Origin of the sequence: Peptostreptococcus sp. D1 (assembly GCF_900112955.1) — a bacterium.
Lineage (GTDB): Bacteria > Bacillota > Clostridia > Peptostreptococcales > Peptostreptococcaceae > Peptostreptococcus.
On the sequence record NZ_FONP01000021.1, the window covers coordinates 1 to 14,833 of the forward strand.

General features: G+C 34.8%; 13 protein-coding genes and 1 pseudogene. 9 read left to right on the forward strand and 5 right to left on the reverse strand.

The features are described from left to right. From BM120_RS10205 to BM120_RS10215, 3 genes are all read right to left on the reverse strand, one after another. A partial coding sequence (locus BM120_RS10205) for a Zn-dependent hydrolase (RefSeq protein ID WP_330389473.1) occupies nucleotides 1–1,010 on the reverse strand: 1,010 nt, incomplete at its 3' end. 240 nt (nucleotides 1,011–1,250) lie between these two features. Then, nucleotides 1,251–2,630 carry a dihydropyrimidinase gene (hydA, locus tag BM120_RS10210; protein ID WP_091995713.1) on the reverse strand — a complete coding sequence of 460 codons (1,380 nt, stop codon included), beginning with the start codon at nucleotides 2,628–2,630 and terminating at the stop codon, nucleotides 1,251–1,253. Nucleotides 2,631–2,937: 307 nt separating this feature from the next. Then, nucleotides 2,938–4,527 (reverse strand): sigma-54 interaction domain-containing protein, encoded by a 1,590-nt coding sequence (locus BM120_RS10215; protein ID WP_242941606.1) that lies wholly within the window; start codon nucleotides 4,525–4,527, stop codon nucleotides 2,938–2,940. 639 nt (nucleotides 4,528–5,166) lie between these two features. Between BM120_RS10215 and BM120_RS10220 the strand changes: the two genes are divergently transcribed. The 9 genes from BM120_RS10220 to BM120_RS10260 all read left to right on the forward strand — a co-directional run bounded on the left by BM120_RS10220 (nucleotide 5,167) and on the right by BM120_RS10260 (nucleotide 13,428). Further along, complete coding sequence (locus tag BM120_RS10220) at nucleotides 5,167–5,658, forward strand: DUF1097 domain-containing protein (RefSeq protein WP_091995715.1); 492 nt, start codon at nucleotides 5,167–5,169, stop codon at nucleotides 5,656–5,658. Nucleotides 5,659–5,731: 73 nt separating this feature from the next. Then, a complete protein-coding gene (locus BM120_RS10225) occupies nucleotides 5,732–6,925 on the forward strand; it encodes a CaiB/BaiF CoA transferase family protein (protein WP_091995717.1) in 1,194 nt (397 codons plus the stop codon). A 15-nt stretch (nucleotides 6,926–6,940) separates the two neighbouring features. Further along, complete coding sequence (locus BM120_RS10230) at nucleotides 6,941–7,396, forward strand: beta-alanyl-CoA:ammonia lyase (protein WP_091995719.1); 456 nt, start codon at nucleotides 6,941–6,943, stop codon at nucleotides 7,394–7,396. Nucleotides 7,397–7,413: 17 nt separating this feature from the next. After that, nucleotides 7,414–7,803 carry a hotdog fold domain-containing protein gene (locus tag BM120_RS10235; RefSeq protein WP_091995721.1) on the forward strand — a complete coding sequence of 130 codons (390 nt, stop codon included), beginning with the start codon at nucleotides 7,414–7,416 and terminating at the stop codon, nucleotides 7,801–7,803. Between the two features lie 12 nt (nucleotides 7,804–7,815). Next, entirely contained in the window at nucleotides 7,816–9,048 is a 1,233-nt protein-coding gene (locus BM120_RS10240; RefSeq protein WP_091995723.1) for an FAD-dependent oxidoreductase, read from the forward strand. A gap of 1 nt (nucleotide 9,049) precedes the next feature. Beyond that, nucleotides 9,050–10,303: an NAD-dependent dihydropyrimidine dehydrogenase subunit PreA gene (preA, locus tag BM120_RS10245; protein ID WP_091995725.1), complete on the forward strand. Its 1,254-nt coding sequence runs from the start codon at nucleotides 9,050–9,052 to the stop codon at nucleotides 10,301–10,303. 146 nt (nucleotides 10,304–10,449) lie between these two features. Further along, a complete protein-coding gene (gene acrC, locus BM120_RS10250; RefSeq protein WP_091995727.1) occupies nucleotides 10,450–11,586 on the forward strand; it encodes an acryloyl-CoA reductase in 1,137 nt (378 codons plus the stop codon). A gap of 12 nt (nucleotides 11,587–11,598) precedes the next feature. Next, entirely contained in the window at nucleotides 11,599–12,390 is a 792-nt protein-coding gene (locus tag BM120_RS10255) for an electron transfer flavoprotein subunit beta/FixA family protein (RefSeq protein ID WP_091995728.1), read from the forward strand. 12 nt (nucleotides 12,391–12,402) lie between these two features. After that, nucleotides 12,403–13,428 carry an electron transfer flavoprotein subunit alpha/FixB family protein gene (locus tag BM120_RS10260; RefSeq protein ID WP_091995730.1) on the forward strand — a complete coding sequence of 342 codons (1,026 nt, stop codon included), beginning with the start codon at nucleotides 12,403–12,405 and terminating at the stop codon, nucleotides 13,426–13,428. Between the two features lie 261 nt (nucleotides 13,429–13,689). Here BM120_RS10260 and BM120_RS10935 read toward each other — a convergent pair whose 3' ends face one another. Then, the gene (locus BM120_RS10935) at nucleotides 13,690–13,860 is read right to left on the reverse strand and encodes a hypothetical protein (protein ID WP_177187427.1); all 171 of its coding nucleotides are present in this window, start codon (nucleotides 13,858–13,860) and stop codon (nucleotides 13,690–13,692) included. 557 nt (nucleotides 13,861–14,417) lie between these two features. Continuing rightward, nucleotides 14,418–14,833 (reverse strand): annotated as a pseudogene (gene tuf / locus BM120_RS10270) (elongation factor Tu); the annotation flags it as partial.

The following is a 14,833-nucleotide window of genomic DNA, read 5'->3' on the forward strand; positions in this document are numbered from 1 at the left end:
ACCAAAGTCTTGTTCCAGTATACTGTATCTCTTTCCCAAGCCAGCTTAATTTCACACTTACATCCAGCCCACTCCTTAGCTGGAAGCGTCTTTACTATTTCACGAACTGCTTCCAATACCTTTGGGTCTTCATGTCTTACGTCAAGTGAAAACTCGACAAAGTCAGGAATTACTGTATGTACACATGGATGACAAACAATTTCACCAGTTGTATAAACCAGCTCTGGTCTTCCCAGCTTGTCTATTTCGTCGTGTAAGTATATAAGAGCCTGAGAGGCTGCATAAAGTGCATCTCTTCTCTTGTGCATTGGAAATGTACCCGCATGAGCCGCTTGTCCACTAAAATTAATTCTATAATTGAACATTCCAAGAACACAATCTACAACTCCAATTGTCTTGCCTTCATCTTCAAGAATCGGCCCCTGTTCTATATGAAGCTCAAAGTCACACATATAGTCTTTAGGGTTTAATCTATTCTTCTTATCGCCCTTGTATTTGAAATTTTCTAGCTTACTTCCAAATGTTGTAGCTCCATCTTCAACACTAACAGAGTTCATCATGTTTTCATGCTTGAAGTTCTTCGCAATTTCCGGTGGAAGATAATCATTACATACTACTCCCGAAGACATCATAGCTGGCGGATATAGAGAGCCTTCTTCATTTGTCCATATCATTGCAACTATATCATGTCTATGAGGTATTTTTTCGGCAACGATTGTTTCTAATACCTCCATCGCACCTATTACACCTAATATACCATCATAATTACCACCATTTTTAACTGAATCGCAGTGAGAGCCTGTAACGATCTTCTTTAATCCAGGCTCTGTACCTGGCAAAGTCGCATACATATTCGCCATATCATCGGTAGTTACTATTGCTCCTATTTTTTCCATTCTTTCTTTGAAGTAATCTCTTGCCTTTATAGCATCGTCGCTTAGTGAATATCTTGTTATTCCACCATGTCCAGCATCTCCAAATTTTGAAAAAGTATGTATCTTTTCAGACATTCTTTCTAAACTACATTTAATCATGACAATTCCCCTTCCAAACAATTTTCTTTATACACTATCATTTTCTAAAATCATTTTCTAAAATCATTTTTCCAAATATTTTTAAACCATTTTTATATGTGGTAGAGTTTTCCACGACTCTACCACAATTTTTTCCAAATTCTTACTATTATTTTTATGTATTTTTTGCATCACTTATAAGTGTTGCTCAGCTTTTTTACTTTTCTAAAATTTTTCCTATAATAAAATTGGAGCACCTCTTCTGATCAACTGACCTCTAGCCTCTTCACCAACATACTCACCATTTTCAGCTACTAACTCACCTCTAGAGAATGTTGCCACAGGATATCCCTTTACCTTAAAGCCTTCATATGGTGTGTAGTCTACATTTTCGTGCAAATTATCAGCTGAAATAGTAGCTTCCTTTTCTGGATCAAATACTACCAAATCGGCATCAGAGCCAATTGCAATCGTTCCCTTCTTAGGATACATACCAAATATCTTTGCAGGATTTGTAGATGTCAATTCAACAAATTTTCCAAGTGAAATATGACCTTCATTCACTCCATAATGATGCATTAGAACCATTCTTCCCTCAATACCTGGTGCACCGTTAGGAATTTTAGTAAAATTATCTAGACCCATCTTTTTCTGTTCCATAAAGAATGGGCAGTGATCAGTTGCAATAGTCTGTAAACCACCATCTCTTAAAGCTTCCCATATTAATTCCTGATTAAATTTTTCTCTTAAAGGAGGACTCATTACATATTTGGCTCCCGCAAAATTTTCTTCCAAATAGTTGTCTATTGATAACAACACATATTGCGGACATGTTTCACCCATAGTTTTAAATCCTTGCTTTCTTGATTTTATTATTTCATCAGCCGCTTCTCTATTGCTTACGTGAACTATATAAATAGGAGCATCTACCATTTCTGCTAATTTAACAGCTCTATTTGTAGCCTCTGCCTCGCATTTTTGGGGTCTTGATATAGCATGATAAACAGGGGCAGTCTTTCCTTCAGACAATAGCTGAGCAATTTTATAGTTAATTGAATCATAGTTTTCTGCATGAACGCACACCAATCCATTATTATCTCTTGCAATAGTCAATATTTCAAGCAATTCTTTGTCAGTAAGTCTCATTCCATCATAAACCATAAAAACCTTAAAGCTAGAAAATCCATCTTTCAGTATTCTAGGCAATTCTTCTCTCACTGAATCGTCAAGTCTAGTAACTCCCAAATGGAAACCGTAGTCGATAACAGCTTTCCCATTAGCCTTTTCTTCCCACATTTCAATTGTTTCATACAGTCCTTTTCCACTTTGCTGCACTGCATAGTCTATTATCGAAGTCGTACCACCAATTGCAGCAGCCTTTGTACCAGTTCTAAAATCATCACTAGAGAAAGTTCCACCAAAAGGCATATCAAGATGCGTATGTACATCTATTCCACCAGGAAGCACATATTTACCTTTTGCATCATAAAAATTATCTGTATCAATATTTTTTGAAATATTTACTATCTTTCCGTCTTTAATTCCCAAATCAGCAATATAATTATCTCCACTTGTTACTATATTTCCGTTTTTTATTACCAAATCATAATTAGACATAGCTCTCCTCCATAATACTAAAACTTTAATACAATTTAATACAAAATATAATTTTTAAAATTTTTTGTAAATTTTAACTGGTAAGTAAATAGACTTGTTTCATAGAAAACAATATTTATTATAATACAAAAATAATATGTACTTTATTAATATACTATAATTATTAAATTGAAAATACTAACTTGATTAATTTTGATTGATTGATTAAAAATAAGATATCACATAATTATTTTTATGTCAATTATTTTTTTAATGTTTTTATATTTTTTTGAAAATTTCAAATATATATAGCGTACATATATAGATATTATCTATTAGATTTACAATACTTATTAATCAATCTATTCGCCGTACTCTGAGAAATATTTAAAGCCTCTGCTAATTTGTACGAAGAACTGTATTTTTTATAGTATTCTTTGATAATATTTTTCTCTGCCAAGTCCAATATACCCTTAAGATCCAAATTATCATTTTCAGAAATATTTAGTACTATATCTCCAGAATCGTTATAGCTGTCGTGACTTGTGATAATATTTTGTGGTAAATCATCTATTCTTATAGTTTCATCATGCGAATTGATTACAAGGTATTCTATCAAATGCTCCAGCTCTCTTATATTTCCGGGCCATGAATAGTTTTCAAAATACTCCATCAAATTGATTCCCATATTTACACTGGAATCGTATTTTTTGTTAAAATAATCAATAAAATGATATACGAGCTTCGGTATATCGTCTTTTCTATTGACCAACTTCGGCATCTCCAATTGCACCACGTTTAGCCTATAATATAGGTCCTCTCTGAATAGCCCTTTTTCCACTAGCTCTGACAAGTTTTTGTTTGTTGCGACAATTATCCTAATATCAGCAATCTTTTTTGAAGTACTACCTATTGGCATATATTGCTTTTCTTGAACTAGTTCAAGCAGCTTGGATTGCAAATTTAAAGGTATCTCCCCAATTTCATCCAAAAATATGGTTCCTCCATCTGCTTTCTCAACAAGACCTTTTTTCCCGGAATTTAGAGCCCCTGTAAACGCTCCCTTTTTATATCCAAACAATTCGGATTCCATCAGGTTTTCTGGTATAGTGGTACAATTTATATTTACAAAAGGCTTTGATGATCTATTGCTTATATTATGTATATATTTTGCTAGAGATGTTTTTCCCGTACCAGATGCTCCTGTGATAAGTATATTTACATCCTTATCGACAAATCTATTTATCTTGGATATTATCTCGGTAATACCTTTACTTTTAAAGTCTCTAAAATTGTTTTTCAATCCATCACTTTTTAAATTTACATTTTTCTCTTTTTCAAGCTGAGACTTCGTATAATTTAGAGTATTATACAATATTTCATTTTCTGTAATATCTTTACAGTTTTCGACGACAAATAATACATTTCCTTCATCGTCTACTACAGGAGAAGATGTGTTTAGTATCACCCTGCCTGTCCTAGTCTTTTGCTTATATGTAATTGTCCGTTTTTCCTCCAACACCTTGTCAAACAGAAGCACATCAACATAACCATTTTCCAAAACATAGTTTACATGTTTACCTATCAAGTCCTCTCTTTTCACTCCATAGTTTTTTTCGAAAATCTCATTGCAGTAAATCGCTATACCTTCGCCATCAGCAACAAAGATCTCATCAAAAGAATTATCCAGTATATTCTTGAAAAAAACCTCCTCTATCTCATCATCAGATACGATGTATAGATCATTTTTCTTCATAGCCATATGAAATACATTGTAGCCTCTAAAATCAATATCATCAATGCTCTTTTCATTTTTTATGTTGTCAAAAACATATTCCGCATACACATTGTAGTCCAATATAGCCTTGTCCTTCCCTGTCATTATTATAGGCTTCGTTACTATCCCTTTAATGTTCACAGCTATGGTCCTCCTTTTTTCATTATTATCCTGCTCTTAATTATAGTATATTATACTAATATACTTTTCCGAACAATCTGTTGTCAAGTCAAAATTGACTTAGTAGTAGGTTAAATATCATCAACATTCAATCAAAGCTAATGTATTTGCAAACTACAAATAAATATTATAGGTAAATATTGTAAAGCTAAAATCGTAATAAGTCAATTTCGACTTGCATACATTTTATTTTTAAGTCATTTTTGACTTGTTATGATATATTTTTATCTATAATAATCTGTTTTTAATCCATTTTTGTAAATTTTTTATATAATTATCTGACTATTTAAGAAGAAAATCGAATTTTTATGTAAATTTTTACACACTTTATAGATTATTTTTTCACGAATAAAACGTTGAAATTCGGCTCTTTTTTAAATCTTAATATCTAATATAAGTAAAAAAACATTTTCTGCTTTGTTAATATTTTTATTATTGGCATGGTAATTGCTATATTTTGTTTATAAATAAATGGTAGGTTTATTTTTATAATTGATTAATTGATTTTATAACTTGATTTGATTTGATTAAAACTGGTGGTAGATGACATGATTTATTTTGATGAATTGATTGACATAATAAATTTCAGGAGGAAATTACATGAGTTTTTTACTTGCACTATCACTATCAACAGGTATTTGTTGCGCTATTTGGGCTTGGATATCTTCCATTCCATCGCTTCACTTGATAACATGGATAGGCTTTGCTGGTTGTACAGCCTATTTCGCATCTGGTAAGCATGGCTTAGAGGGTATTTCTGCGGCATTTTTCTCCACTATGTCCGGAGTGTTTTCAGCAGCAGTCGCCCTATTTATTTCTAGCAAAATACCAATGCCAGCGACTGCAATAATAATGACTGGTATAATTTCATGCACTATGTGCTTGAAATCTGTCGCAAAACCATTCTGGTTTATCCCTGGAGCATTTATAGGTTGTTTTTCGACTTTTGCATATCTTTCATCAGGTGCGAATATACTTAGTGCTGATATAATACCTCATTTATTATCATTATCGGCTGGCACAATTTTAGCTTTATCTTGTGATAAAGGAGGAAATTTATTATTTAGCCTTTTTGGAAAAAAAGAAAAGTAAAAGTATGGCTTAGATTTATTTTTACAAACCTAGCTAACTTTATCTTAAATAATTTGTTTTGGGAGGAAAAAATATGAAAAAAGCTCTTGAAGGACTAAAGGTATTAGATTTAACACATGCTTATAATGGTCCTTTTTGTACAACACTATTAGCAGATAACGGTGCCGATGTTTTAAAAATCGAGCCACCACACGGAGATCAATGTAGAACCTGGGGTCCTATAGATGATAAAAGTGGTGAAAGTGGATTTTTTGCATTCTTGAATAGAAATAAGAAAGGCATCACATTAAACTTAAAGAATAAAGAAGCTAGGGAAATATTCTATGAATTGGTAAAGGATGCCGATGTTGTAGTTGAAAACTTTAGACCAGGTGTATCTAAAAAATTAAAAGTGGATTATGACACAATTAAAGAAATCAACCCTGGTATCGTATACGCTTCTGGTTCAGGATTTGGTCAGACTGGTCCTCTAAAAAACAGGCCTTGCTATGATATCGTCGCTCAGTCAATGGCTGGTATGGTAAATCTGACAGGATTTGAGGATTCAGTTCCAACAAAGGTCGGTCCTTCTATTGCAGACAATGTTACTGGAATATATCTATGTGTAGGTGTAATGATGGCACTTTACAATAAGGAAAAAACTGGTCTTGGTCAGCAGGTTGATGTTTCGATGTTTGACACAATATTTACTCTTCTTGAAAATGCAATCGTTATCCAGACAATGAAGGGCATAACACCTCAGAGACAAGGCAATATCGATCCATCTATAGCACCTTTTGACATATATGCCACTGTAGACGGATATGTTGCAATAGGTGTTGGAAATGATAGGTTATTTAAGCTTTTCTGTGATTTGATAGAAAGACCTGATTTACTTGACAATCCACTATATGCCACAAATGACTTGAGAAGCCAGAACTATAGACCTGAGCTACAAAGCATAATTGCAGAGTGGTGTTCAAACAAGAGCAAATATGATATTGAAAATATGTGTGATGAAATAGGAATTCCTTGTGGACCAGTTTTAGATATGAAAGAGGCGATTGATCATCCACATGTACAAGCTAGAGAAATGATGGTTCATCAAACTCATCCAACTATTGGAGAAATGTATTTCCAGGGTTGCCCTATAAAGCTTTCTAGGACACCTGGAAGTGTAGATACTCCTGCTCCTTTGTTGGGAGAATACAATGAAGAGTTCTACAAAAATGTTTTGGGATTCTCTGATGAAAAATACAAAAAATTGATAGAAAACGAAGTAATATAAATAGGGGGTAAAAAAATGAGAAAAGAGTCTGTTCTTTGCTATAATATGACAACTTTCGATGCAAATAATATAGAAGGTATCGTTCCAGTTGGTAGGCAATTTGATTTCTGGGGAGATGCCGAAACTGAATTGATGATATTAAATGATGGAGATGAATCTCTTTGCTTGGGATACAAAAATGTAAAATTTTTCGACAGCATATATGTCGGAGATCAAATGAATTTCAAAGCTACCTTACTTGAAGCTGGAAACTCTGCCAGAACTTGTAAGGTTCAATCCTTTAGAGTTGCAACGTCTGCAAAACGTCTTGGCGTTGATGGTGCCAAAGCTGGAGATATGGTTTACTACGATGAGCCTCAGCTAGTTGGAGAAGGTACTGTTACTCTTGTAGTTAGAAAGCACCTTCAACGTGGAAACCAACCAGACGGACTTATTGAAGATCCATGGGCTGATATAGAAGAATACCTATAGAATTGAGGAGGCGTGAAATGAGAGACTTATTACCTGAAGAAAAAGAATTTAGAATGAGATATAGAATGTCTAGTAGAGATGTTTTCTATGGCGGCGGAATAGTAAATGGAGCTAGAACTATTACATATATTGGCGATCTGATGGATAGAGCTATGACAAGGCTATACGGAAATGCTGGTCGTTGTGTAGAGATAGAAAATATAAGATTGTACAATCCTGTTCATGCAGGAGATTATATGGAATTTGTCGCAAGAGTTCTAGAATGTGATGACAAAACTGCAAAAATAGAATGTAGAGCATTTAAAATTGCAGTTTTACCAGAAGAACCGGAATTCCCAAGCTCTATTGATGTTTTGGAAAAACCAATTGTAGCAATAGAAAGCACAATGATTTACGAAAGCAAATAGGAGGAAAAAAACATGAGTTTTGTTGATAAGATAAAATATGGTGAAAAAGCAGAACAGGATTTTAATATTAGAACAGCTATGGAAGAGGCGACTAGATGTCTGCTTTGCGAAGATGCTCCTTGTAGCAAGGGCTGTCCAGCTGGAACAAATCCTGGAAAATTTATAAGATCAATACGTCTAAGAAATTTCAAAGGCGCTGCTGAAACTATTAGAGAAAACAATATTTTGGGAGGCTGCTGCTCCCTAGTCTGTCCATACGGAAATCTTTGTGAAAAAGAATGTGCAAGATGTGGAATTGACGAGCCTATAAAAATTGGCAAGCTACAAAAATTTGCCATAGATCACGAAAAGGAATCTGGAATGAAAATACTTAAAGCTCCAGAAAAAAGGATTGGTAAAAAGGTTGCTTGCATAGGCTCTGGTCCTGCATCACTTGCTTGTGCCACTGAGCTAGCACTTGCGGGTATCGATGTGACTATATTTGAACAATTTGATCAACCGGGAGGTGTTTTGACTTATGGAATAACACCTTCCAGACTACCTCAAGAGGTTATAGATCACGATATACAACAGGTTAAAGATTTAGGAATTGAATTTAAAATGAACACTAGAATAGATGGAAAAGACGGAGTTGAGAAGCTACTTAAAGAATTCGACTCTGTGTTCGTAGGTGTTGGTCTTTGGGATGCATCTGTTCCACAAATAAAAGGAATCGATGCCAAGGGTGTATACACTGCACAGGAATTTTTGAAAAATGCCAGAGAAAATAACGGAAATATAGAGCTTGGCAATGACATATTAGTTATAGGTGGTGGTGATGTTGCGATGGACTGTGCATCTACATCAAAGCAGCTAGGAGCAAAGAATGTTGCAATAGTATACAGAAGAACAATTGAAGAAGCGCCTGCATATTATGAAGAAATCAGGTACATTCAAAATATGGGAGTTCCTATGATAACTAGATTTGCTCCTGAAGAAATCTTAACTGACTCAGATGGAAAAGTCGAAAAAATGTTGTTTAAATCATGGGACAATGTATCAGAGCTATCTATGAAAGCCGATACGGTTGTTTTCGCAATAGGTCAAAAAGCGAGCGACGACTATGCAAATATCAGTCTACCAGATGGAGTATTTGCCAATGGAGATCTTGTTAACGGCGGATTGACAGTTGTTCAGGCAGTTGCAGATGGCAAAAAATCTGCACTTGATATTATGAATTACCTTGGTGTAAAGGAGGCAAAATAACATGGCATTAGTAAAAGACCTTTCAATAGATTTTTTAGGAGTTAGATGTGAAAATCCTTTCTTTCTTTCATCATCTCCTGTTTGTAGTAACTACGAAATGATAAAAAAAGCATTTGAAGCTGGATGGGCAGGCGTTTTCTATAAAACTCTTGGTATATTCATCCCTGACGAATGCTCTCCAAGATTTGATATAACAAGAAAAGAAAGCGCTGTTTGGACTGGTTTCAAAAATATGGAAATGATATCAGACAAGCCTTTGGAAAAAAACCTAGAATACATCAGAAGACTAAAGGAAGAATTCCCAACAAAGGTTATGGCAATAAGTATAATGGGAAGCGACGAAGAAGAGTGGAGAATATTGGCAAAAAAAGTTACAGAGGCTGGAGCAGACTTGATTGAATGTAACTTTTCATGTCCACAGATGACTACCAGTGCAATGGGTTCTGACGTTGGACAAAATCCTGAATTGGTAAAAAGATACACTAGAGCTGTAGTAGAATCAACTCATTTGCCAGTAATTGCAAAAATGACTCCAAATATCGGAAACATGGAAATACCTGCAATGGCAGCAATAAGAGGTGGAGCAAAGGGTATAGCAGCAATCAACACAATCAAATCTATAACTAATATAGATATAGAAAATATGACTGCAATGCCAGTTGTCAATGCAAAATCCTCTATTTCTGGATATTCTGGTGCAGCAGTAAAGCCGATAGCACTTCGTTTCATTACTCAGATGAAGCAATATCCTGAGCTTGCAGATGTACCTATTACTGGTATGGGTGGTATAGAAACATGGAGAGATGCTCTTGAGTTCCTTTTGGTAGGATCAGGAAATCTTCAGGTTACAACTGCAGTAATGCAATATGGATACAGAATAGTAGAGGATCTGATAAGCGGTCTGTCTCACTTTATGGATGAACATGGATTTGAAAAGGTTGAAGATTTGATCGGCTTGGCTCTACCAAACATTGTTCCTGCAGAAGCTCTTGACCGTTCATTCAAAATAATTCCAAAAATAAATGAAGATCTATGTGTCGGATGTGGAAGATGCTATGTATCATGCTTTGATGCTGCTCATCAGGCGATAGACTGGGATGGAGATAATAGAAAGCCGGTTATAAACGACAATTGTGTAGGTTGCCACCTTTGCTTGAATGTATGTCCAGTGCTTGATTGTATCTTACCTGGAGAAGTAAAATTCAAAGAAGGAAGAGAGCCTCATACTATAGAGCTGAAGCATAGGTACGAATAATATAGTTACTGTATATATTCAGGTTTTCAAATTTATTAGCTAATTGGGGATGGAGTATTTTCTCCATCCTTATTAGCTATACAAAATGTACTATTGAATTGGAATCCTGTTGATATTAATTAAAAATTTAAATTATGGAGGAAAATATGGATTTTAAATTTTCAGAAGCCGAATTAAAAATACAAGATATTGCTAGAAAATTTGCAGAAAATGAAGTTGAACCATTAGCAGAAGAAATCGACAGAAATTCGATTTTTCCGGAAGATACATTTAGCAAAATGGTAGCCTGTGGCTTTACAGGCATCGGAACTCCAGTTGAGTATGGTGGCTCTGGTGGTGACGATGTTGCAAAGATAATAGTTGTATCTGAAATCGCAAAAAAATGTGCAGCGACTGCCGCAATTCTCTCTATTCATACTATATTCGCCGATGTAATAAAAACATTTGGCAACAACGAACAAAAAAAATACTATCTTCCACAGGTATCTAACGGAGGAAAAAAAGGTGCGTTCGCACTTACAGAGCCAAATGCAGGATCTGACGCTGCTGCTGTAAAAACAACTGCAACATTAGATGGAGATGACTATATAATAAATGGTACAAAATGCTTTATCTCAGGAGGTGCTCACGCAGATTACGTAGTTGTTTTTGCATCGACTGATCTTACAAAGGGGGTTCGAGGTCTGTCAGCAATAGTTGTTCCAAAGGGCACTGAGGGATTCTCTATAGGAAAAACTGAAGATAAAATGGGTATTAGAGGCTCTGAAACATCAGAATTGATATTCGACAATTGCAGGGTACCAAAATCAAACCTAGTTGGAAAAGAAGGTCAAGGATTTAAGATTGCAATGGTGGCTCTTGACAGTGCCAGAATAGGTGTGGCTGCCCAAGCATTTGGTATTGCAGAGGGTGCTTTAGAGCACGCTGTGAAGTATATGAAGGAAAGGGTTCAATTTGGAAAACCACTTACAGCACAGCAAGGTTTAAATTGGTATATAGCTGATATGAAAACTAAATTAGAATGTGCAAGATGGATGACATACAGAGCTGCCTGCCTAAAGAGAGATGGCGAAAAGTTCACTATGGAGGCAGCTATAGCGAAATACAATGCTGCCAATGCCGCCATGTTTATAACAAACCTTGCATTACAAATACATGGTGGATATGGATACATGAAAGAGTACCCTCTTGAAAGAATGTTCAGAGATGCAAAGATTACTGAAATCTACGAAGGTACTTCTGAAATACATAAGCTAGTTATTTCAAGAGAAACATTAAAGTAAGGAGGGTTACCAATGAGAATTATTGTTTGTATTAAACAAGTACCAGACACTAATGAAGTTAGGATTAATAAGGAAACAGGTACACTAATTCGTGACGGTGTTCCTAGTATAATAAATCCAGATGATATGAATGCCTTAGAAGAAGCATTGAGAATAAAGGATAGAAATAACGCAGAAATAGTTGTTGTGTCTATGGGTCCTCCTCAGGCGAAAAATGCTTTAAAAGAGGCACTTGCCATGGGAGCTGACAAGGCATACTTAATTAGCGATAGAGCTTTTGGTGGATCTGACACGTGGGCTACGGCTACAATAATTTCCGCTGCAATAGAAAAAATTGGTGGATATGACATTATTCTATGTGGAAGACAAGCAATTGATGGAGATACTGCACAAGTAGGACCTGAAATAGCAGAGTTCTTAAACATTCCTCAAATAACTTATGCAAAGGAGCTAGAAATCAAGGATAGCAAGATTATCGTCACTAGATATACAGAATTTGGCGATCTGGTTTACAGCTCAGAAATGCCTGTATTACTAACTGCTATTAAAGATTTAAATACACCTAGATATCCCGAAATAAAGAAAATATATGAGGCGTATTCAGGAGAAGAAAACGTTGAAGTTCTTGGATTAGATGATCTTGATGTAGACACTACACAAATAGGTCTAAAAGGATCTCCTACAAATGTATATAAGTCTTTTGTTCCTGTAAAGGAAAAGCATTTTGAAATGATCAATGGATTGACTGATAGAGAAAAGGCAACAAACCTATTCGATAAGTTGATCGAATTAAAACTAGTATAAAGGAGGATACCGATGAGAGCAAAGGTTAATCAAGATATTAATATTTCAGACTACAGCGGTGTCTGGGTTATAAGTGAACAAAATATGGGCAAGCTACACAATGTTACTCTAGAGCTAATTGGAGAAGGCAGAAAATTAGCTGATAAAATAAATAAAGAGCTTTCAGTTGTAGTGCTGGGATATAAAATATCAGAAATAGTAAAATTACTTGAGGAATATCCTGTAAATAATATCATATGTATTGATAGGCCTGAGTTGGAAAATTACAACACAGACATATATGCAAGCTGTATCAATAGTACAATAAAAGATATGAAGCCAGAAATAGTTCTATTTGGAGCTACTTCCATTGGCAGAGATTTGGCTCCTAGAGTTTCAGCAAAGGTTGGAACTGGATTGACTGCGGATTGTACATCTCTTGAAATAGATGAAGCAGATGGTAAATTACTACAAACCAGACCAGCATTCGGCGGAAATCTAATGGCTACAATCATATGTCCAAAAAATAGACCTCAGATGTCCACTGTCAGACCTGGTGTTATGCAAAAAGCGTTGAAATCATCAGAAAAAACAGCAAAGGTAATAACTCCAGAAATAGATTCAAAAATCCTCGTTTCAAAGGTTATCTTTGAAAATCTTGTGGTTAATGACAAGCCTAGAGTAAACTTACAGGATGCAAAAATTATAGTATCTGGTGGTAGAGGCTTAAAGACTCCAGAAGGATTTAAATTGATAGATGAGCTTGCAGATGTACTTGGCGGAGTGGTAGGTGCTTCAAGAGCTGCTGTCGATTCGGGATGGATAGACCATAGTCATCAAGTTGGTCAAACCGGAACGACAGTTAGACCTGATTTGTATATTGCTTGTGGTATCTCTGGAGCTATACAACACTTGGCTGGTATGAGCGAATCAAAAACTATAGTGGCTATAAATAGCGATCCTAATGCACCAATTTTCAAAATATGTGACTATGGTATTGTTGGAGATTTGTATAAAATCATACCTGAATTGATTGATTTAGCAAAGTCAAACAAATAAAGCTATTAGTATTTATCAAATAATTTTGGAAATGACAAGATAACATTGTATTGAAAAAAATCTAATTTATCTAATGGTACAGATTTTAAAAAGGCATATCCTATAATTTTGAACTGCCACTAAAGATAAGCTTTTGGGGAGCAGTTCATATGGAGTATGCCTTTTATTCTGTTTATTGTCAATACACTGTCATTACATCAAAGATATAATGATAAAAATATTTATATTGAGGTTATACTATGTTGACATTTATAATATTTTCTACTCTTTATCATAAAAATATTCTTCCGGTTGTTTTTCTGGTGCATTGGTTGGCAACCCTTCTGGCTTAACTGGTGCATTTGGTAATTTCGACCATTCGTACCAACCACCGACATACACTCCAATATTTTTCCATCCCAATGCCTTTGTCATAAATGCAAATTCATTCAATTTATGTCTAACTACCCTTAAACATTATTTTTTATTATACATTTTATCATAGATAAACTTGCCCAAAATAATAGAGAAGTTAAACATGGTTAAGGTATTAACTAAAAAATCTATCCCCCATATGACATCTGCCTCTAAGTTACAAGAAAGAGCAATACTCTTCATAAAATATAAATTAAAGCTAAGTAAAATATATAGAAATAGTTTATATTTTATTTGCTTAGTAAAAAAAATGTACGCTAATATAATTTCCATTGAAACTATATTTATCAGTATTTTCATATCCAATAGATATCCCCCCTCTTAATTATATATTATTGGAATTACATACTCTTCATGTTTTTTTACATTGAATATATCATGAGTTCTAAGGTTTTGCAACCTCTTTTTTCCCAACTCTATTTTATTTTGTCAATTACACTTGATATAGCTCAACTCTCAAAGCAAGGTTTTGCTAGTAGATAAAATTTTCTACTATCATAAAAAAATGACGATTAGAAAACTTTTCTAACCGTCATCAATACATATACCTTTGCTAACAATCTAGCTCTAAATTATTATTCGATTATAGTTGCAACAACACCTGAAGCTACTGTTCTACCACCTTCTCTGATGGCAAATCTCAAGCCTTCTTCAACACATATTGAATTGATTAGGTCTACTTCTATTGTTACGTTATCTCCAGGCATTACCATTTCTATTCCTTCTGGTAATTTACACTCTCCTGTTACGTCTGTTGTTCTGAAATAGAACTGTGGTCTATATCCATCGAAGAATGGTGTATGTCTTCCACCCTCTTCTTTCTTCAATACGTATATTTCTGCTGTAAACTTTGTATGTGCATTTACTGTTCCTGGCTTTGCTAGAACCTGTCCTCTTTCGATTTCTGTTCTCTGCACACCTCTCAACAATGCTCCTATGTTATCTCCAGCTTCTGCTTGGTCTAGTAGCTTTCTGAACATTTCTACTCCTG